Source organism: Variovorax sp. GrIS 2.14, from assembly GCF_046115955.1.
Taxonomy (GTDB): domain Bacteria; phylum Pseudomonadota; class Gammaproteobacteria; order Burkholderiales; family Burkholderiaceae_C; genus Variovorax.
On sequence record NZ_JBJXIA010000009.1, the window covers coordinates 193107 to 212688 of the forward strand.

15 protein-coding genes and 1 pseudogene are annotated in these 19582 nt (G+C 63.8%); 5 read left to right on the forward strand and 11 right to left on the reverse strand.

Going from position 1 to position 19582, the window contains the following annotated elements; translation table 11 throughout:
* Positions 1-8 precede the first annotated feature (8 nt).
* The 3 genes from RCH10_RS16450 to RCH10_RS16460 are packed head-to-tail and all read right to left on the reverse strand — an operon-like array spanning position 9 to position 7083.
* Positions 9-1241 (reverse strand): TIGR03862 family flavoprotein, encoded by a 1233-nt coding sequence (locus tag RCH10_RS16450; protein WP_409053203.1) that lies wholly within the window; start codon positions 1239-1241, stop codon positions 9-11.
* Positions 1238-4501: a UvrD-helicase domain-containing protein gene (locus RCH10_RS16455; RefSeq protein ID WP_409053204.1), complete on the reverse strand. Its 3264-nt coding sequence runs from the start codon at positions 4499-4501 to the stop codon at positions 1238-1240. Before RCH10_RS16455 ends, RCH10_RS16450 begins: the two co-directional genes overlap by 4 nt.
* The gene (locus RCH10_RS16460; protein WP_409053205.1) at positions 4498-7083 is read right to left on the reverse strand and encodes a PD-(D/E)XK nuclease family protein; all 2586 of its coding nucleotides are present in this window, start codon (positions 7081-7083) and stop codon (positions 4498-4500) included. The genes RCH10_RS16455 and RCH10_RS16460 overlap by 4 nt, the downstream gene beginning before the upstream one ends.
* A 169-nt stretch (positions 7084-7252) precedes the next feature.
* On the opposite strand from RCH10_RS16460, the gene trxA reads away from it, so the two are divergent.
* Positions 7253-7585: a thioredoxin TrxA gene (gene trxA / locus RCH10_RS16465; RefSeq protein ID WP_187051686.1), complete on the forward strand. Its 333-nt coding sequence runs from the start codon at positions 7253-7255 to the stop codon at positions 7583-7585.
* 188 nt (positions 7586-7773) lie between these two features.
* Entirely contained in the window at positions 7774-9039 is a 1266-nt protein-coding gene (gene rho, locus RCH10_RS16470; RefSeq protein WP_187051685.1) for a transcription termination factor Rho, read from the forward strand.
* 49 nt (positions 9040-9088) lie between these two features.
* Here the strand turns inward: rho and RCH10_RS16475 are convergent, their stop codons facing one another.
* Positions 9089-10147: an oxidoreductase gene (locus tag RCH10_RS16475; protein WP_409053206.1), complete on the reverse strand. Its 1059-nt coding sequence runs from the start codon at positions 10145-10147 to the stop codon at positions 9089-9091.
* 121 nt (positions 10148-10268) lie between these two features.
* On the opposite strand from RCH10_RS16475, the gene RCH10_RS16480 reads away from it, so the two are divergent.
* The 3 genes from RCH10_RS16480 (at position 10269) to RCH10_RS16490 (ending at position 13764) form a co-directional block, all read left to right on the forward strand.
* On the forward strand, positions 10269-10535 hold the full coding sequence (locus RCH10_RS16480) for a type B 50S ribosomal protein L31 (RefSeq protein WP_187051683.1): 267 nt from the start codon (positions 10269-10271) through the stop codon (positions 10533-10535).
* A 111-nt stretch (positions 10536-10646) separates the two neighbouring features.
* Positions 10647-12383 (forward strand): hypothetical protein, encoded by a 1737-nt coding sequence (locus tag RCH10_RS16485; protein ID WP_323497780.1) that lies wholly within the window; start codon positions 10647-10649, stop codon positions 12381-12383.
* A 10-nt stretch (positions 12384-12393) separates the two neighbouring features.
* Complete coding sequence (locus tag RCH10_RS16490) at positions 12394-13764, forward strand: MATE family efflux transporter (protein WP_409053214.1); 1371 nt, start codon at positions 12394-12396, stop codon at positions 13762-13764.
* Here RCH10_RS16490 and phoR read toward each other — a convergent pair.
* The 7 genes and pseudogenes from phoR to RCH10_RS16525 form a co-directional block, all read right to left on the reverse strand.
* Positions 13756-15093 carry a phosphate regulon sensor histidine kinase PhoR gene (gene phoR, locus RCH10_RS16495; protein WP_409053207.1) on the reverse strand — a complete coding sequence of 446 codons (1338 nt, stop codon included), beginning with the start codon at positions 15091-15093 and terminating at the stop codon, positions 13756-13758. The genes RCH10_RS16490 and phoR overlap by 9 nt on opposite strands.
* 53 nt (positions 15094-15146) lie before the next feature.
* On the reverse strand, positions 15147-15839 hold the full coding sequence (gene phoB / locus RCH10_RS16500) for a phosphate regulon transcriptional regulator PhoB (RefSeq protein ID WP_187051680.1): 693 nt from the start codon (positions 15837-15839) through the stop codon (positions 15147-15149).
* 13 nt (positions 15840-15852) lie between these two features.
* On the reverse strand, positions 15853-16554 hold the full coding sequence (phoU, locus tag RCH10_RS16505) for a phosphate signaling complex protein PhoU (protein ID WP_323497782.1): 702 nt from the start codon (positions 16552-16554) through the stop codon (positions 15853-15855).
* A 12-nt stretch (positions 16555-16566) separates the two neighbouring features.
* The gene (gene pstB / locus RCH10_RS16510) at positions 16567-17358 is read right to left on the reverse strand and encodes a phosphate ABC transporter ATP-binding protein PstB (RefSeq protein ID WP_323497783.1); all 792 of its coding nucleotides are present in this window, start codon (positions 17356-17358) and stop codon (positions 16567-16569) included.
* Positions 17359-17366: 8 nt separating this feature from the next.
* Positions 17367-18251 carry a phosphate ABC transporter permease PstA gene (gene pstA / locus RCH10_RS16515; RefSeq protein WP_323497784.1) on the reverse strand — a complete coding sequence of 295 codons (885 nt, stop codon included), beginning with the start codon at positions 18249-18251 and terminating at the stop codon, positions 17367-17369.
* A complete protein-coding gene (gene pstC, locus RCH10_RS16520) occupies positions 18248-19315 on the reverse strand; it encodes a phosphate ABC transporter permease subunit PstC (protein WP_409053208.1) in 1068 nt (355 codons plus the stop codon). The genes pstA and pstC overlap by 4 nt, the downstream gene beginning before the upstream one ends.
* A 15-nt stretch (positions 19316-19330) precedes the next feature.
* Positions 19331-19582 (reverse strand): annotated as a pseudogene (locus RCH10_RS16525) (phosphate ABC transporter substrate-binding protein PstS); the annotation flags it as partial.

The following is a 19582-nucleotide window of genomic DNA, read 5'->3' on the forward strand; positions in this document are numbered from 1 at the left end:
CGCTCCTTTTAGTTGTGACTGTCCAACGCGCCCAGCGCCGCGGCAGCGCCACTCGCCATCGCCGCGGTCATGAGGTAGCCGCCCGTCGGCGCCTCCCAGTCGAGCATCTCGCCAGCACAAAATACGCCTGGCAGTGCCTTGACCATCAGCCGCTCGTCGAGTGCATCGAAGCGCACACCGCCGGCGCTACTGATCGCCTCGTCGATGGGCCGAGTGGCGACCAGCCGCAATGGCACGGCCTTGATCGCCGCGGCCAGCTGTTCGGGCACCTGCATCGCTTCTCGCGTCATCACTTCATGCATTACGCCAGCCTTGATGCCGTCCAGGCCGAGGCGGCTTTTCAGATGGCTGCTGAGCGACCGTGCGCCACGCGGATGCGTTACCGCAGCCAGCACCTGGCCTGCGGTGCGATCCGGGAGCAAATCCAGGGTCAGCGTTGCGCTCCCTTCCTTCGCGATTTCATCGCGCAGCAGCGCAGAAGCCGCATAGATCAGGCTGCCTTCGATGCCGGTCGCAGTCGCGACGAATTCGCCTTTGCGGGCGAAGCGTCGGCCTTGCGAATCCGTGAACTCGATTGCGACCGACTTGAACGGCTGCCCCGCGAACCGCGTCGAAAAATACTCGCTCCAGCCAATGTCGAAGCCGCAATTGGATGGCAACAGCGGCGCGACATCGACACCAAGTTCCTTCAGCCACGGCGCCCAAGCGCCATCGGAGCCCAGTCGCGACCAGCTCGCACCGCCGAGTGCCAGAACCACGGCAGCCGCGTGCACGGTGGTTTCGCCGCCCGGCGTTGCGAAGCGGAGCAAGCCGCTTTCTTCACCGGCCCATCCCAGCCAGCGATGTCGCATATGAAACTGCACGCCCGCAGCGCGCAGCCGATGCAGCCATGCGCGCAACAGCGGTGCGGCTTTCATGCTCGTCGGAAACACACGGCCCGACGTGCCGACGAAAGTCTCGACGCCGAGACCGAGCGCCCACGCGCGCAACTGCTCGGGCCCGAACGCATCGAGCATCGGTTGGAGCGCCGCGCGGCGATCACCGAAGCGGCTCGCGAAAATGTTGAAAGGCTCGGAATGGGTCAGGTTCAAGCCACCCTTTCCCGCCAACAGAAACTTGCGCCCGACCGAGGGCATCGCGTCGTACAGCTGCACTTTGGCACCGGCTGCACTCAATACCTCGGCGGCCATCAACCCTGCAGGGCCGCCACCGATGACGACAACATTTTTTTCAACACTCATTCAAGGGATACCAGTTCGCCCTGCCCGGTGAGGAACGCGGCGCGTACCGTGACACCGGGGTTGGCGTTTTGCACGGCGACGCGATAGCGCTGCATCTGCGCGATGAGCGATGCATCGCGTTCGGGGTGCGCCGTGGACTTGTAGTCGAGCACCCACCATGCACCGGTTTCTCGATGGCGCACCAGTCGGTCGATGCGCAATTGCTCGCCTTCATGGACCATAGTGATCTCGTTGCCGTGCCAGTCGATCATGCGCTCGTCCCATGCCCACGCACCCGAACCAGCACGGATGCGTTGCGCGAAAGAGGCCGCGTCACGTGCCTGCGCGGCATCGAGCATGAACTCGCGCGCTGCCGCTCGCACGTGGGCAGCGGGCAGCGGCTCCCCGGGCACGGCCCATTCGAGCAGCCGATGCATCGCCTCGCCGAACGCTGCGGCGCGCACATCGACAGCGGCAACCCGTTTGACTGTGGCGACGGCCGCATTCGCCTGCACCTTGTGTTCAATCGGAGCCTCTTTGAGCGTGAAGCTGCCCACCGTAACGACAGCGGCCATCGGCATCGCCAGCGGCTCATCTACCTCGATCGGCGTGCACCCGCGTTCGAGGCGCACCCACCAGCTGCCTTCGTTCTGTCGTGCCGGCTCGACAGCCGACAGCACAAGGCGTTCGCGGGCTCGCGTGGTCGCCACATAGAGCCCATTCAGCTCTTCACGATGCCGTGCACGTTGCTCTTCTTCGAGCAACGGTGTCGCGCAGGCTGGCGGCGACTTCTCACTGGCCATGAAAACGAAGCGCGTCGGCTTGCTGTCGCCGCCTTTCCACTCGACCAGCACGCCCATCGTTTGCGAGCGTGCCGCTGCGGCGTCGCAGTCGAGCAGGACAACGTTGTCGGCTTCGAGACCCTTCGCGCCGTGGACGGTCAGCAGCCGCACCGCATCGGGCGCGGTGACGGCCGGTGCGCGGACGCCACCAGCACGCAGCGCACGCACCAATCCGTAAGGCGTGGCAAACCGGGCGCCATCGATTTCAAGCGATGCTGCGAGCAGCCCGCGCAGATTGGCGAGCACCGTCTGGCGCAACGCTGCCGGTGCCGCGGCACCAAAACGGGCCAACACATCGCCGTCGTGATAGATCGCGTCGAGCGCGTCGTGCGGCGGCAGTGTCGCCAGCAAAGTCTGCCAGCGCTGCAGCCGCTCGCCGAGTGGTGTGAGCACAGCAGGCAAGTCATCGCCCATGAGCAGCGCCAGCCACGGCGTACCGGGCCGCGCGCGCTGCCGCAATGCCAATTGAACCAGGTCGTCGTCGCCGATGCCAAACAGCGGCGACTTGAGCGCGCGCGCCAGCGAAAGATCGTGCGCCGGCGAAACCAGCACATCGACCAGCGCGACGATGTCTTGCACCTCGGGCGCATCGTGCAGTTCATTCTTCTCGGGCTGCTGGGTCGGGATGTGCAACTCGCGCAGGGCATCCTGCATGGCAGCAAGCCGGCTGCGGCGACGGGCCAGCACCATGATTTGCTTCGGCGGCGTGCCATCGGCGATGCGCTGCGCTATCCAGCGCGCGGCCTGCTCGCACTCCTTTTGCAGAAGTTGCTCTTCGGGCAGCACCCGCGGGGTCGTGAGGCTGTCGCGCCAATGCAGCATGCCGTCATCGGCCGGTGCCGCAGCGGCCGCATCGTTCACCGCATCGCGCCCGATCGGCGGCAGCTTGAGCACTTCGCCATCGTCGCGGCGCTCGGTCGTGTGCGCGCGGTAGCCATCGAACTCACCGGCCTCTTGCGCCGCGCCCATTGCCTGGTTGACGAGGCCTACAACTGCTAGCGCATTGCGATGCGTGTGATCGCAATCGAGCCGATCGCCGTCCAGCACGTCGACGACGAATGCCTTGGCAGCGATGAAAACTTGCGGCTCGGCGCGGCGAAAGCGATAGATGCTCTGCTTCGGATCGCCGACGATAAAGACACGCGGCGCACGGCCCACCGCGCCGCCATAAGCGCTCAGCCAGCTGTAGAGCGCGTGCCACTGCAGCGGGTTGGTGTCCTGGAATTCATCGATCAGCAAATGCGCGATGCGTGCGTCGAGACGCTCCTGCACCCAGCCCGACAAGGCCGACTCGCCGAGCAGCATCTGCGCGGCCTGCTCGACGTCGTTCATGTCGACCCAGCCATGCGCGCGCTTGACCGCGGCAAAGGAGGCCAGTAGCACGCGGGTGAGCCGCGTCATGCGCTGTTGGTACAGCCACGCGGCGTGTTGCGCCTCGGCGGCGCACAGCAACTGAAGATCGGCTTCGGCCTCTTGCGCAGCCGCGTATTTCTGCAAGTTCTTGTTGAGGCGGTCTTCGGTCGCGACGAAGAATGCTTTGCGCAAGCGTGTCAGTACGCCTGGCAATGCTTCGTCTTCAAGTGGGCTTGAGCCGAACACATCGACGATGACTTCCGCGGCCTTCTGCGGAGTCTTGTTGGCTTCACGGCCCAACGTGGCAGCGCGGGCCAACCACTGCTGTCGAACGAAGTCGCCGCGCAAGCCATGTGTCGGCGAATCGAAGCCGGCCAGCGCCGGGTACAGCGTGCCGAAGTGCTGCACCGAAGATTCAGCATCGGCCAGCGCGAACTCCACGCGCCGCGTCAACGCTTCGCCCAACGCCTTCGTGGCCTGCGAACGACCATGGGTTGCGACGACCGCGTAGTAGTCGGCGAGCGCGTCTTTGTCTTCGGTCAACGCTTCGAAGAAGGGCCGCCAGGTGTGCGCGCGCGCCTCTGCATCGTCTTCGAGCAACTCGTAGTTGGCAGGCAGCTTCAGGTCGCGCAGCACAGCCAGCGGCGCGTTGCGCAACAGGCCCGCAAACCATGCGTGGAAGGTCCTGAATTGCACCGGTCGACCGCCGTCCAGCAATCGGCGATAGAGGCTTTGCAAGCGCGGCGCAGCCTCCGCAGCTTCGGCTGGTTCGACGCCGCGCACGATCAGTTCGCCCACCAGTTCGTCAGTCGTGCGCTGCGCGAAATCTTCGAGCCACTGATCGAGCCGCTCGCGCATTTCTCCAGCCGCCTTTTTGGTGAAAGTGATGGCCAGGATCTCGTGCGCTTCGCACGCGCCATCGCCCTGCTCCAGCAAGGCACGCACGATGCGCGACACCAGCATCCAGGTCTTGCCGGCACCGGCGCATGCCTCGACCGCGACCGAGCGGCGCGGGTCGCAGGCAACCGCGTAGAAGGCTTCGCGGGTGACGGGCTTGCCGTTGCGTCCGTACGCAGGCGCGCTCATGCCGCGAGCTCCCAAAAGTCTTTGCGGCAGAGGCCGCGCGCCGAACAGTGATCGCAGACCGCGCCTTCGCCGAGGGCAGGCAACGCTGCGCCCTCGGCAATCCGTGCGAAGTCGTGGATGAGCCCTGCCACCAGTGCATCGCGCGCGTCGACCACTTCGTCTTGCTCAACGGTCTGCGTGCCCGACGACTTTTCGCCGACGTTGACGTAGGCCGCGCGCAATGTGTCGTCGGCAACCAGTGCGGCGTAGAAGGCGAGCTGCGTGTCTTCGGTCGGATCTTTGATTCGATCTTTGGTCTTGGCGGCCGATTCGGTTTTGTAGTCGATGACAAAGGCTCGGCCGTCGGGCGAACGATCGATTCGGTCGAGGCGGCCGACCAATTTGAGGTTGCCCAGGCGCTGCTCCTTCCAAGGCTCGGCCTCGACGAAGACGGTGCCGTCGGCCTCGTGCTTCGTGAGCCAGGACAGGTAGCCATCACGCACGGCGGGCCATGCCGCGGCAAAGGGCAGGAACTCCGCTTCCGACAGGCCGAATTCCTGCGTGGCCCCGTGCTGGGCCGACGCGAGCATCGACTTTCGCAAAGCGAGATCGCTTGTCGGCGCTTTCTGCAGCGCTTCATGGAAGTGCCCGAGCACCGCATGCAGCCAGTTGCCGAAGTCGCGCTTGTCGACCTCGGCATCGAGCTCGTCGGCGCTGCGCAAGCCGATTTGCCGCATGGCAAAGAAGCGGTAAGGGCAGCGGCGAAGGTCTTCGTACACGCTGGTCGAGATGTTTTCGATGGGCAACCGCTCGCCGGTGGGCATCGGACGCAGCGTCGGGTTCAACGGCACTTCACGCACGGTGCGCGGATCGGTTGCCACACTTGCAGCGTGATCTAACTGCAAGGCCTGCACCAGCGGACTGGGCCGCACTGGCTCCCCGCTGGCATCCGACTGGCGCCACAACAGTTCGCACGACGGATTGCGAAGGACAGCTACCCATGCGGCACGTTGCGCCGCTTCGAGTGCTTCGCGTGAAGGCAAGCCGAGTTCGGCGCGCTGTGCTTTGCTCCAGTTGCCCGGTGGTTCGGGTGATGCGGGAAGGCGCCTATCGTCGCAGCCCGGCATCACGATGGCGCCGAAGGCACGGCCCAGCAGTTGATGCAGCGGCAGTACGACGACCTGAGGCGCATGCCCACCGGTCGATGGCCTGAAGCTGCCATCTTCGAGAACGTCGCGTGCCCACGCGGTGAACTCGGCAAGCGTGTGACGCACGCCATCGAATTCGCCACCGTCGCTGTCTAAGTCATCGAGCCACAAAGCAGTGATCACCTTCGCCCCGGCGATGTCGACGGCGAGCGCGTCCCATTGCCCTGCTGCTCTCAACAATTCACACAGGCTGCGGAGCCAGTCGCCCAGCGGACGGGCGCGTGCCATCGGCGCGCGACGCGCCTCGATGGCTTTGGTGAAAGTGAGTAGAGCGAGATCCTGCTCGCGTTCCCTGCGCGCCAGATGGGCACACCAAGCGAGCCAGTCGCGCTGGCCCTCGCGTCGCATCCTGGCCTCCATCAATTGCAGCATCGATGAGTCTGCGGGCGACTCCGCGCTCGTGTCGGCCGCGCTCTTGAGCCAGTCGAGCACCTGATCGCTCGTCGCGTCATGCGCACAGGCACGCAGCGCGCTCATCAGCGTCGCAGCAGCGCGCGTGGTGGAAAGTTTCCACCCGGTTTCATCGTGCGTCGCCACACCCTGAGCAGCGAGTTGGGCGCCGATACGGCGCGTCAAGGCGCGGTCGGTGGCGATCAATGCGACGGGCGCGCGGCCTTCCGCCAGATGACGCAACACGCAGGCGGTGGCCAGTGCTGCTTCGTCTTCGGGGTCGAGCGCGACGTGCAACGCCGCTGCGGGTGGCGCCTCTGCTTGCGCATCGGATAACGGAGCGTGTTTCAGTGACATGTGGACAGCACTGTCGCCCCATAGTGCGACGAGCTTCTGAGTCAACGGATCGGTCTGATAACCGTCGAGAACGATGAGCGCATCGACCTGCTTGCGTGCCGCATCGCTGAACAGCACATCGGTTGCGTAGGCCGACGTGGCCGCCCAGACGATAGCGATGCGAATCAGCGCGCCTTCTATCTTGAACCATTCGGACTCGTGACCTGCATCGGCAACACGATCGACACGTTGCGACCACACAGCGCGGTCTTGCGGCAACTCGGCCGCAGCCAGCGGTGCCAACTGCATCGCGAGTTCGACGACGCGGCCTGAGAGCGCAAGGCGCTCGTTGCCGAAGCCAGCTTGCATCAACAACGATTGCGCCGTGACAAGATCGCGCGCCATGTCGAACGCGATGTCGTAGCCTGTCGGCAAGAAGCCACCGGTGTCGCTCGCCCAGTTGCGGGTGGTCTCGAAGCGTGGCGCGAATCCGGCACCCGCAACCTCCGCCCACATATCTCGCGCGACCCCCATGAGCTGCGCATAGGGCACGAGCACGACCGTGCGCGCCGCATGCACTCGCCGGCTCGCCAGATGGTGCGATATGCGAGCGATGACACCGTTGGAGGCGTTGCACCACAAAGCCCGAATCGGATGGACGTCGGTCATGTTTTTGTATCGGGAATTCACTGGAGTTTTGAAACGACTTGAGGCGGTTTCGGCAAGCTTTGGCTATCGTTGCCATAGCCTCGGTGCGCGGCGCGCCGCTACTTGGTTTCTGTCACAATAAACCTCACTTTAGCTGTACCAAAACTCTCTCTGCGCACAAGGAAACCACATGGCCAGCGACCTCATCAAACATATCTCCGATTCTTCGTTCGAAGCCGACGTGCTCAAGTCGGGCAAACCTGTGCTGGTGGACTACTGGGCGGAATGGTGCGGTCCGTGCAAGATGATCGCGCCCATTCTGGACGAGGTGTCCGCAACCTATGAAGGCAAGCTGCAGATCGCAAAGATGAATGTGGACGAGAACCGCGACATCCCCGCCAAGTTCGGTATTCGTGGCATTCCGACGCTGATGCTGTTCAAAGACGGCCAACTCGCTGCGACCAAAGTCGGCGCCATGAGCAAAGCTCAATTGACCGCTTTCATCGATCAGCAACTGGCGTGATTTTCGACGCGGGTGGCGCGCAAGGCGCTGCCCGCTTAATTTGCTGCATAATCGGCAGCAAGTGATCGGTTCGCCACGGCGCCCGGTTCGCAGGTTGAAGTTTCCCCGGTTTGTGATGCGCCTCTAGCTTCACATCAAACCCCCCCCTCTTAGTTTTCCAGTCAGATTTCCCCGCGAGGGGTCATTCCATGCACTTAAACGAACTCAAGGCACTCCACGTGTCTGAAGTCCTCAAGCAGGCCGAAGCCCTTGAGATCGAAAATGTCGGCCGCATGCGCAAGCAGGAGCTGATGTTCGCGATCATCAAGAAGCGCGCGAAGGCCGGCGAACAGGTTTTTGCCGACGGCGTCCTCGAAATCCTGCCCGACGGGTTCGGCTTCTTGCGAAGCCCGGACACCAGCTTCACCGCCAGCACCGACGACATCTACATCAGCCCGAGCCAGGTGCGGCGCTTCAACCTGCACACCGGCGACATGATCGAAGGCGAAGTGCGTACGCCCAAAGACGGCGAGCGTTACTTCGCGCTGACCAAGCTCGACAAGGTTAACGACGGCCCGCCGGAGCAAAACAAGCACAAGGTCATGTTCGAGAACTTGACGCCGCTGTTCCCCAAGGAACAGATGAAGCTCGAGCGAGACGGCGTCAAGGGCGAAGAGAACATCACCGGCCGCATCATCGACATCATCGCGCCCATCGGCCGCGGACAGCGTGCGTTGCTCGTGGCCCCGCCCAAGAGCGGCAAGACGGTGATGATGCAGCACATCGCGCACGCGATCAGCGCCAACTACCCGGACGTTCACATGATGGTGCTGCTCATCGACGAGCGCCCTGAAGAAGTGACCGAAATGCAGCGCACCGTGAAGGGCGAAGTCATTGCATCGACCTTCGACGAACCGGCTGCGCGCCACGTGCACGTCGCCGAAATGGTGATCGAGCGCGCCAAGCGCCTGGTCGAACTCAAGAAGGATGTAGTGATCCTGCTGGACTCGATCACGCGTCTGGCACGTGCCTACAACAACGTCGTGCCGTCGTCGGGCAAGGTGCTCACCGGCGGTGTCGATTCGAACGCACTGCAACGGCCCAAGCGCTTCCTCGGCGCAGCGCGAAACGTCGAAGAAGGCGGGTCGCTGACGATCATCGGCACTGCGCTGATCGACACCGGCAGCCGCATGGACGAAGTTATTTTCGAAGAGTTCAAGGGCACCGGCAACTCCGAAATCCATCTCGACCGCCGTCTGTATGAAAAGCGTGTGTTCCCGTCGATTCAGCTGAACCGCAGCGGTACGCGACGCGAAGAACTGCTGCTGGCTCCCGAGATCCTTCAGAAGACGCGCATATTGCGCCAGCTCATGTACAACATGGACGAGATCGAGTCGATGGAGCTCATGTTGAAGAACATGAAGGCGACGAAGTCCAATGTCGAGTTTTTCGACATGATGCGTCGAGGCGGCTGATCCGCTTATACGCCCTCGCCTTCGAAGACGCCCGCTTAGCGGGCGTTTTTTATGGCCGCAGCGCTCGGCCATCCACTGCGCTTTGCCGGCCCAGGTCGAGCAACTCCATCAGCGCGACTGCTTCGGCGGGCGGCACCGGATTCGGGCCTTCGCCGAGGATCGCGTCGCGCACCGCAGCGTAATAGTCGACGTAGTTGCCGCGCCGATTCGGCTGCGTCTTTGTCTGCACCCAACTGCCCGCAGCCATCAGCGTCAACTCGCCGAGCAGCGGATCGATGCCCCAGTCGTCACCGCCGGGTCGCAGCCCTGCGCGCAGTGCGTCTTCTTGTGAGTCGACGCCGTACTTGACGTAACTGCCGCGTGTGCCATGCATCAGGTAGCGCGGCGAAGCGTGGGCAGCGAGCGTGGTCGCATGCAGCACGACACGCAACGGCGCATGCGGACCCCGTTCATAGCGCAGCACGGCATGAAAGTAATCCTCGACCACGGCGCCCTCGCGCAACACTGCGCTGTCTAGTTGCAAGGTGTCGGGCTTGCCGAACAACTGCAACGCCTGATCCAGAAGATGCGCGCCCAGATCGATCCAAAGACCGGCGCCTGGCACGGCCCGTTCGCGCCAGCGATCACGCACCTCCGGCCGGAAGCGATCGAAGTGCGATTCGAAGTACACCGGCCGCCCGACGTCGCCACTGGCGAGCAGATCGCGTAGCGTCAAAAAATCGGCATCGAAACGCCGATTTTGATAGACCGACAGGAGCACACCCCGGCGCTGTGCAAGAGCGGCAAGCTCGCGCGCTTCGGACGCATCCAGCGTGAACGGCTTGTCGACGACCACATGCTTGCCAGCTTCGAGCGCCGCTTTGGCGACCGGAAAGTGCTGTGCATTGGGTGTGGCGACAACGACGAGGTCGACGTCTTGCCCCGCCACCAAGGCTCCCACATCCGCGACGACCGCTGCGCCCGGCCACTCCGCTGCCACCTTGTCGCCTTGGGAACTCGCTACCGCGGCAAGTTCCATCCCGGGCACGGCCGACAGCACGGGGGCATGAAAGGTCTGGCCGGCAAAGCCGTAGCCGACGAGGCCAACACGCAGTGGTTTCAAAATCATACGGATGAGGTCTGTTACTCGATAACAGGGCAGTATGCGATAATCGTGGGCTACGCGAAAAGTGCAGTTTGGCGCCGTGCCGACATCTAGTGGCTCTCGCATCGACCCAAAGGAAAAGACCATGAAAGAAGGCATTCACCCGAACTACCGGGAAGTCCTGTTCGTCGACTTGTCGAACGGCTTCAAGTTCGTGACCCGTTCGTGCGCGAACACCAAGGAAATGGGCAAGACCGACGACGGCCGCGAATTGCCGCTGTTCAAGCTCGACACTTCCAGCGAATCGCATCCGTTCTACACGGGCACGCAAAAGTCTGTCGACAACATGGGTGGTCGCGTCGAACGGTTCCGCAACCGTTTCGGCAAGACGACCGGCGCTGCCGCCAAGTAAGGCAGGCGCTTCCAGACGAGGGCAGCCCGGTTTACCGCGCTGCCCTTTTTCTTGGCCGCTCCACCAACTGCTTCTTCAAAGCTCGACCAGCTTGCGTATCCTCTGCTCTCAGTGAACCAACCGACGCCCGCGATCGTTGCGCAGAACGCCGTGCGCCGCTTACCGCGCATCGCGCTGCTGTTGCTGTGCGCGGCGTACCTGATGCCCGGCCTGCTCGGCCGCGGTCCCTGGAAAACCGCAGACATCGTCTCCTTCGGCTACATGGCTGAACTTGCGCGGGCAACCGGGGGTATCGCCCGCTGGTTCGATCCCTCCCTGCTTGGCCTCAAGCCCGAAACACCTGCGCTCCTGCCTTACTGGATCGGTGCGCTGGCGATCAAGATCGCACCGGCATGGCTCAACCCCGATCTGGCGGTGCGCATCGCTTTCGCCCTGCTGCTGTGGGGCGCTTTCACCGCCACCTGGTACGCGGTTTACTACCTTGCCCGCACACCGCGCGCGCAGCCCGTGGCGTTTGCCTTCGGAGGCGAGGCGCGTCCGGTCGACTACGCCCGCGCGATGGCCGATGCAGCGCTGCTGGCGCTGCTGGCGTGCCTCGGCCTGGCGCAGCTCGGCCACGAAACGACGCCGGCACTGGCGCAGCTTTTCTTCGTGTCGCACATGTTCTATGGCGTGGCGGCGCTTCCCTTTCGTCGCATCGGCGCGGTCATCGCGCTGGTGGTCGGTGCCGTTGGCATGGCATTGAGCGGTGCACCGACGATCGCGCTGCTCCTCGGCGTGGGTTCATCGGCTCTGGTGTTCACCGAGCGACGCCGCGATGCGTTTCGTCAAGCGGATGACGCGGCAGAAGGCACTGGCTATTCGGCCGCTGCAGCTTGGGTCATCGCGGGCATCACGTTGCTGGCAGTCTTGCTCGCCGCACGGCTGCATCTCGCGCATTGGCATATCGCCCTGCCCGGCCATCGCTCCGGCTCGTCGACCCTCGGCGACATTCGCAGTCTGGCCAAGCTCGTCATCTGGTTCACCTGGCCGGCCTGGCCGCTCGCCTTGTGGACGCTGTGGCGGTGGCGTCGTCAGCTCAACGCGCGACACGTCGCGATTCCGCTCCTGTTCATGCTGGTGCCACTGGCCGCGACTGTGACCACCGATTTTTCGGAGCGCGCCTTGCTGCTCGGGTTGCCCGCATTCGCGACGTTGGCGGCATTCGCATTGCCCACATTCCGGCGCAGTGCCGCAGCCATCATCGACTGGTTCACGCTGCTCTTCTTCAGTGGCTCCGCGCTGATCATCTGGGTCATCTGGATCGCGATACAAACCGGCGTGCCTGCCAAGCCGGCAGCCAACGTCGCGCGTCTGGCGCCGGGCTTCGTCCCTTCTTTTTCGCTGGCGGCTTTCGTCTTCGCGGTGCTGGCGACCGTGGCGTGGTGCTGGCTGGTGCGGTGGCGTACCGGACGCCATCGGGCCGCCCTGTGGAAAACATTGGTGCTGCCGGCGGGCGGCGCGGCGCTGTGCTGGATGCTGCTCATGACGCTGTGGCTGCCGCTGCTCGACTACGCGCGCAGCTACGTGCCACAGGTGAATGCGATCGCAGAACGCGTCGGCCGGCCAGCATGCATTTCGGAGCTCGCGTTGAGCAGGCAACACATCGCGGCGCTGCGCTACCACGGGCAGTTCGAGTTGTCTCCGCTGGTGGGCGGCGAGGCCTGCCCATGGCTGCTCATCAGTCCTGAAGCTATCGCGACGCTGCACAACATCGTCAGCATGGACCAATGGCGCCTCAGCGGCACCTTGCGGCGCCCGACCAGCGCAGCAGACGACTTGCTGCTGTTCCAGCGCATCACACCTTGACGTGAGCAGCATCAGCAACGAACGGCGGGTGATCGCTGCGCACGCCGGTACGGTGCTGGTCGGCCAGCTGGCCGTGATGGCCTTCGGGGTCATCGACACCATCGTCGCAGGCCGCTATGCCGAAGGCGCACTGGCTGCGCTCTCCGTCGGTGCCGCCATCTTCATTAGCGTCTACGTGTCGTTGATCGGCGGTTTGCAGGCGCTGCTGCCGATATGGGCCCAGTTGCATGGCGCCAACCGCGCCGACGAGGTTGGCCGCTCGGTACGGCAGTCGCTCTACGTTTGCCTCGTCGCCATCGTCCTGGGCATGGCGGTGTTGATGGCGCCCGGACCGTTGCTGCGCTGGACGGAGGTTCCGCCGACGATGCAGGCCACTGTGGAAACGTACCTCGCGGTGCTGGCCTGGGCGCTCCCGCCTGCGCTGCTGTTCCGCGTGTTCAGCACGCTCAACCAGAGTCTCGGTCGACCGCGCCTCGTGACCTGGCTGCAGATCGGCTCGCTGTGTATCAAGTTGCCGCTGTCGATCTGGTTCACTTTCGGCGGCGCGGGCCTGCCCGCGATGGGCCTTGCAGGCGCGGCGTGGGCCACGCTGGTCGTCAACTACACGATGCTCGGACTGGCGCTCTGGTTGATGCGCAACGCCGCCTACTACCGTGCCTATCGGTTCTGGCAACGCATCGAGCCACCGGATTGGCGCCAGCTCCGGCAGTTCGCGCGACTGGGCGTGCCCGGCGGTCTGGCGGTGCTGGTCGAAGTCACGTCCTTCACGCTGCTGGCGCTGTTCATCGCGCGGCTCGGCACCGTCTCGTCGGCGGCACACCAGATCGCCTCCAATCTCACGGCCGTGGCGTACATGGTGCCGTTGTCGCTTGGTCTGGCGACGAGTTCGCGCGTGAGCTACTGGTTGGGCGCCGGCGATCCGGTCAAGGCACGGCACGCGTGCCTCACCGGGCTCGGCATGGCGCTGCTGTGCTCGCTGGTGGTGGCCGGCCTCATGGTGGCGCTGCGCTGGCAGTTGCCCGCCGTGTACTCGCAGAACCCGGCGGTGGTTCAGATGGCGGCCGTGTTGCTGCTAGCGACTGCCGCCTATCACCTGGCCGATTCCGTACAGACGATGTGTGTCTTCGTCCTGCGATGCTACGGCGTGGCGGTCGCGCCGCTGGCCATCTATTGCGCGCTGCTGTGGGGTGCCGGGCTGGGCGGCAGCTACTGGCTGGCCTTCCATGGCTTCGGGCCCTTCGCCGCGATGCCGTCGCCACTCACGTTCTGGCTGACGAGCGCGGCGGCGTTGTGGGTGACGGCTTTGCTCTTCGTCGTCTTGCTCTGGCAGACCATGGGCAAAAGCTTGCGCCCTGGGCGATCGGATCGCCGATCAGATTGACGTCACACGCGCCTCGCGCACGCGCTTGGCCGGAAACACCAGCGCAAAACGCGAGCCCTGCCCCAACGTACTTTCGATGCGCAGCTCGGCACCATGTCGCTGCGCGACGTGCTTGACGATCGCCAGGCCCAGCCCCGTCCCGCCGGTCTCGCGAGACCGGCTGCGATCGACACGGTAGAAGCGCTCCGTCAGCCGCGGGATGTGCTCCGCGGCAATGCCGGGACCGCTGTCGCGCACGGCGTACTCGCCGCGTCCATCAGGAAGCAGCTTCCATGTCACAACCACCTCGCCACCGCCCGGTGTGTAGCGCACCGCGTTGCTCACCAAGTTCGACATGGCGCTTTGGAGTTCGACCGGTGCGCCCGATATCTCCGAGTCGTCGTCCAGCGAAAAAGTGAGCCGATGCCCCAGCGGTGCCAGCCGGCTCGACAAGCCCCGTGCCTCGTCTTCACTGTGTGCCAACAGTGCTCGCGCACGCGTCCACTGTGTCGCCGCAGGCGCCGGACTGCCCTCGAGCCGAGACAGAGTGAGCAAATCATTGACCAGCGTTTCCATGCGGGTCGACTGCTGCGCCATCAACGCCAGGTAACGTGACCGCTCTTCCGCATCGAGCGGCAGGTTCTGCAGCGTCTCTACGAATCCAGCCAGCACCGTGAGCGGCGTACGAATCTCGTGCGAGACATTGGCGACAAAATCGCGCCGCATGGCTTCGGCCTGTTCCAGTGAAGTAATGTCGCGCGTCAGCAGCATGCGTCGGTTGCCGGCGTATGGATGCACCTGCACCGACAGCCGCACTGCGTGGCTGCGTTGCCCGCTCGAGCGGGCGGCAGGCGCGTCGATGACCACATCGCGGCTGTAGTTCCAGGAAGCAAGGTAAGCGATGAAGGCCGGGTCACGCACCAGGTTGCCCAGGTGCTGCAGCAGGTCACGCTCGGCGTCGATGCCGAACTGCGCCGCGGCCGTCTGGTTGCACCACTCGATGCGGCCCTGCTCATCGAGCAGCACCACGCCGTTGGGCGAAGCCTGAATGGCCGCAAGGAACTCCTGCAACCGGTCTTCGGATTGTCGGATCTGCTGATCGCGTTCGCGCAGCAGCTTGCGAATGCGTTCCGACAACTCGCCCCATATCCCCGCTCCGCGCGAAGGCAAGGCCGAGACGTCGGACCGCAGCACTTTCAGCAATCGCTGCGCGCGCCATGCGTCGAGCAGCAACCAGAGCAATGCGCCGATCCACGCACCGAGCCATACGAAGTGCCATCCCGTCAGCGCCGCAGCGCACGCGGCGCCGGCAAGGGAGGCTATGAAAAACGTGGCAATTTGAAAAGGCATCGCGGGCGATTATCCCCGCGCCTGCCAAGCAGGCCGCCGGCCAGCCGGGGCGTTCAAACAGTCGCTTGGGCAGTCAGGCGATAGCCTGCACCGCGCACCGTCTCGACCATCGGCGCGGCACCGCCGAGCGACTCGCGCAGTCGCTTCACATGCACGTCGACCGTGCGCTCTTCGATGTAAACGTGATCACCCCACACTTTGTCGAGCAACTGCGAGCGGCTGTGCACGCGCTCCGCGTTTTGCATCAGGTAGCCCAGCAGCTTGAACTCGGTCGGACCGACCTTGAGCGCCCCGCCCTGCCAGGTCACGCGATGCGTCGCGGTGTCGAGCACCAGCTCGCCGATCTCAATGCGCTCGGCCGGTGCTTCGGGCGTGCGGCGCCGCAGCACGGCACGGATGCGCGCCAGCAGCTCTTGCGTCGAAAACGGCTTGGTGATGTAGTCGTCAGCACCGGCGTCTAGCCCGGCCACCTTGTCGGGCTCGTCGCCACGCGCCGTCAACATCAGGATCGGGATCGCCTTGGTGTTGGGGTCTTTGCGCCATTGCCGCGCGAGCTGCAAGCCGCTCTGGCCCGGAAGCATCCAGTCGAGCAGGATCAAATCGGGCGCCAGCGTATCGATCTCGCGCTGCGCCGATACGCCGTCTTCCGACCAGATCGGGTCGAACCCGTTGTGCCGCAGATTGACCGCGATCAGCTCGGCGATCGACGACTCGTCTTCAACGATAAGGACGCGAGGTTTCTTCATCTTTCTGCAAGGATCAAAGCAGGACCGACTCAATGGCTTCCATCGAAGTGTGCCGCACATCGGCGCCCTTGACGATGTAGATGATGAACTCCGCAATGTTCTTGGCGTGGTCGCCGATACGCTCGATCGCCTTGGCAAGAAACAGCAGGTCGAGGCTGGCCGAGATGGTGCGCGGGTCTTCCATCATGTAAGTCACCAGCTTCCGCACGAAGCCGTCGAACTCCTTGTCGATCAGGTCGTCTTCTTTCAGGATGGACAGTGCCGCGGCCGTGTCAAGCCGGGCGAACGCATCCAGCGCCTTGCGCAGCAGGCCGGAAGCCATGTCGGCGGCAATACGGATCTCGGTCGATGGCAGCGTGCGCGACGCACCGCTCTCGATGATCGACTTGACCATCCGTGCGATCTTGTTCGCCTCGTCGCCCACGCGCTCGAGATTGGCAGTGGTCTTGGAGATGGCGATCAGCAGGCGCAGATCGCGTGCGGTCGGCTGACGCCGCGCGATGATCGACGACAGCTCACGGTCGATGTCGATCTCCATCGCGTTGACTCGGTGCTCGGTTTCCATCACGCGATCGGCCGCTTCAGGGTCGAACTCAGCGAGCGCATAGACAGCCTGGTGAATCTGGGCCTCGACCATGCCGCCGAGCTCCATCACGCGAGACGAGACGCCGTTGAGTTCGGTATCGAACTGGCTGGATAAATGCTTTTCGGTCATCTTGTTGTCCCCTTAGCCGAAACGGCCGGTGATGTAGTCCTCGGTCTCTTTGCGCTGCGGCTTGAAGAACATCTGTTCCGTCGCGCCGAACTCGATGAGGTCGCCCAGGTACATGTAAGCCGTGTAGTCGCTGCAGCGCGCGGCCTGCTGCATGTTGTGCGTCACGATGACCACGGTGTACTCGCTCTTGAGCTCGGCGATGAGCTCTTCGATCTTGGCGGTAGAGATCGGGTCGAGCGCAGAGCACGGCTCGTCGAGCAGCAAGACTTCAGGCTTGATCGCGATGCCACGTGCGATGCACAGCCGCTGCTGCTGGCCGCCCGAGAGACCGGAGCCGCTTTGCTGGAGCTTGTCGCGCACTTCGGTCCAGAGCGCGGCCTTCTTGAGTGCCCACTCGACGCGCTCGTCCATATCGCTGGAACTCAAGCTCTCGAAAAGCTTCACGCCGAAAGCGACGTTGTCGTAGATCGACATCGGGAACGGCGTCGGCTTCTGAAACACCATGCCGATCTTCGCGCGGATCAGCGCCACGTCCTGCTTCGACGCCAACAGGTCTTCGCCGTCGAGCGAGATCGTGCCTTCGGCGCGTTGCTCCGGGTACAGCTCGAACATGCGGTTGAAGGTGCGCAGCAAGGTCGACTTGCCGCAGCCGGATGGGCCGATGAAGGCCGTCACCTTGTTCTCCGGAATCTCGAGGTTGATGCCCTTGAGCGCGTGGAACTTGCCGTAGTAGAAGTTCAGATCCTTGACCGAGATCTTGGAACGCGCAGCTTGCGCGAAGGGTTGGGACAACACAGCTGACATGATCGCTTTCAGAGCTTGGTGCGCGTCAACACGCGCGCCAGAATATTGAGGGCCAACACCGCCGCGGTGATGAGGAACACGCCGGCCCAAGCCAGCTGTTGCCAGTTTTCATACGGACTCATCGCGAACTTGAAGATGGTCACCGGGAGGCTTGCCATCGGTTGCGTGATGTCCGCGGTCCAGAACTGGTTGTTGAGCGCGGTAAAGAGAAGAGGCGCTGTCTCGCCGGCAATGCGTGCCACGGCCAGCAACACGCCCGTGACCACACCGGCGCGCGCCGCACGCAGCGTGATGCTGATGATCACTTTCCACTTCGGCGCGCCCAATGCATAGGCTGCTTCACGTAGACCCGGTGGCACGAGTTGCAACATGTTTTCGGTCGTGCGGATCACGACAGGAATGACGATCAGCGCCAGGGCCAGCGCGCCGGCCAGACCCGAGAAACTTTTGAAGTACGCAACGACCACCGCGTAGACGAAAAGCCCGATCACGATCGACGGTGCCGACAGCAGGATGTCGTTGACGAAGCGGGTCACGCTCGACAGCCAGCCCTTGGGGTTGTATTCAGCCAGGTAGATGCCGGCCATGATGCCGATGGGCGTTCCGACGAAAGTCGCCATCGCCACCATCACCAGCGAGCCGAAGATCGCGTTGGCGATGCCACCGACTTCGTTGGGCGGCGGCGTCATCTCGGTGAAGGTCGCGATCGCGAGTCCTCCGATGCCTTGGCGCAGCGTCTCCCAAAGGATCCACACCAGCCAGAACACCCCAAATGCCATCGCGGCGAGCGACAGTACGAGCGCCACTTGGTTGACGCGCTTGCGCGTTGCAAAGCGTGCCGCACGCGTCGCCTGAAGGGCGTTGGCCTCCAGCAAACGTTCCGCTGTGGTCATGATTTGGTCCCTTCGCTCTTCTTCATTCTTGCCAGCAGCAACTTCGACAGCGTGAGCACGACGAAGGTGATGAAGAACAGCACGAGGCCCAAGTACATCAGCGCCGCCTGGTGCAGCCCTGCGCCGGCTTCGGCGAACTCGTTGGCGAGCGCCGAGGTGATGCTGTTTGCAGCCTCGAAGACCGACAGCGAGTTGAGCTGGTTGGCATTGCCGATCACGAATGTGACGGCCATCGTTTCGCCGAGCGCACGACCGAGGCCGAGCATGATGCCGCCGACGACGCCGGCCTTGGTGTACGGCAGCACCACCTTGCTGACGACTTCCCAGGTGGTCGAGCCGAGCCCGTAGGCCGATTCCTTCAGGAGAGCGGGCGTCACCTCGAATACGTCACGCATGACCGAGGCGATGAACGGAATGATCATGATCGCCAGGATGATGCCGGCCGACAGGATGCCGATGCCGACCGGCGGGCCGGACACCAGCGCGCTCAAATACGGAATGCCGGCAAACGCCTTCTGCAAAGGCTGCTGGATATAGACGCTGAGGATCGGGCCGAACACCAGCAAGCCCCACATGCCATAGACGATCGACGGCACTGCAGCGAGCAATTCGATGGCCGTGCCCAACGGACGCTTCAGCCAAGAAGGCGAGAGTTCGGTAAGGAACAGTGCGATGCCGAAGCTCACCGGTACGGCGATCACCAGCGCGATGAACGAGGTCGCCAGCGTGCCGTAGATCATCACGAGGCCGCCGTACTCCTCGCGGACCGGGTCCCATGTCGTGCTGGTCAAAAAGCCGAGGCCGTATTTGGAAATTGCAGGCCAGGCGCCGACAAACAGGGACAGCAGGATGCCGATGAGCATCGCGAGCGTGAGCAGCGCGGCGCCCTTCGCGAGCCACCCGAACACGCGGTCGGCCATCGGGCCTGACCGCGGTTTGTTGCGCGGCGGATTGATCGATGCGCGCTCCAGCGCGGGATCACGCGGAGCGGAAGTAGCGGGGAAAGTCGACGACACGGTATGTGGCTCCGCGGGAGGCGCGCCGTCGAGCGGTGTACTGCTCATGCGCGCCGACCCGATTTACTTGGTTGCCGACGGTGCGACGGTCTTGCCCGACGTGTCCTTGATATCGCCCCACGACTTGGCAATCGCGGTCTTCACGCTGTCGGGCATCGGCACGTAGTCGAGGTCGTCAGCCGTCTTGTCGCCGCTCTTGTAGGCCCAGTCGAAGAACTTCAGCACGCTGGTCGCGTTGGCTGGCTTGTCTTGCACCTTCTGCATCAGGATGAAAGTGGCGCCCGTGATCGGCCATGCGTCCTTTCCATTCTGGTT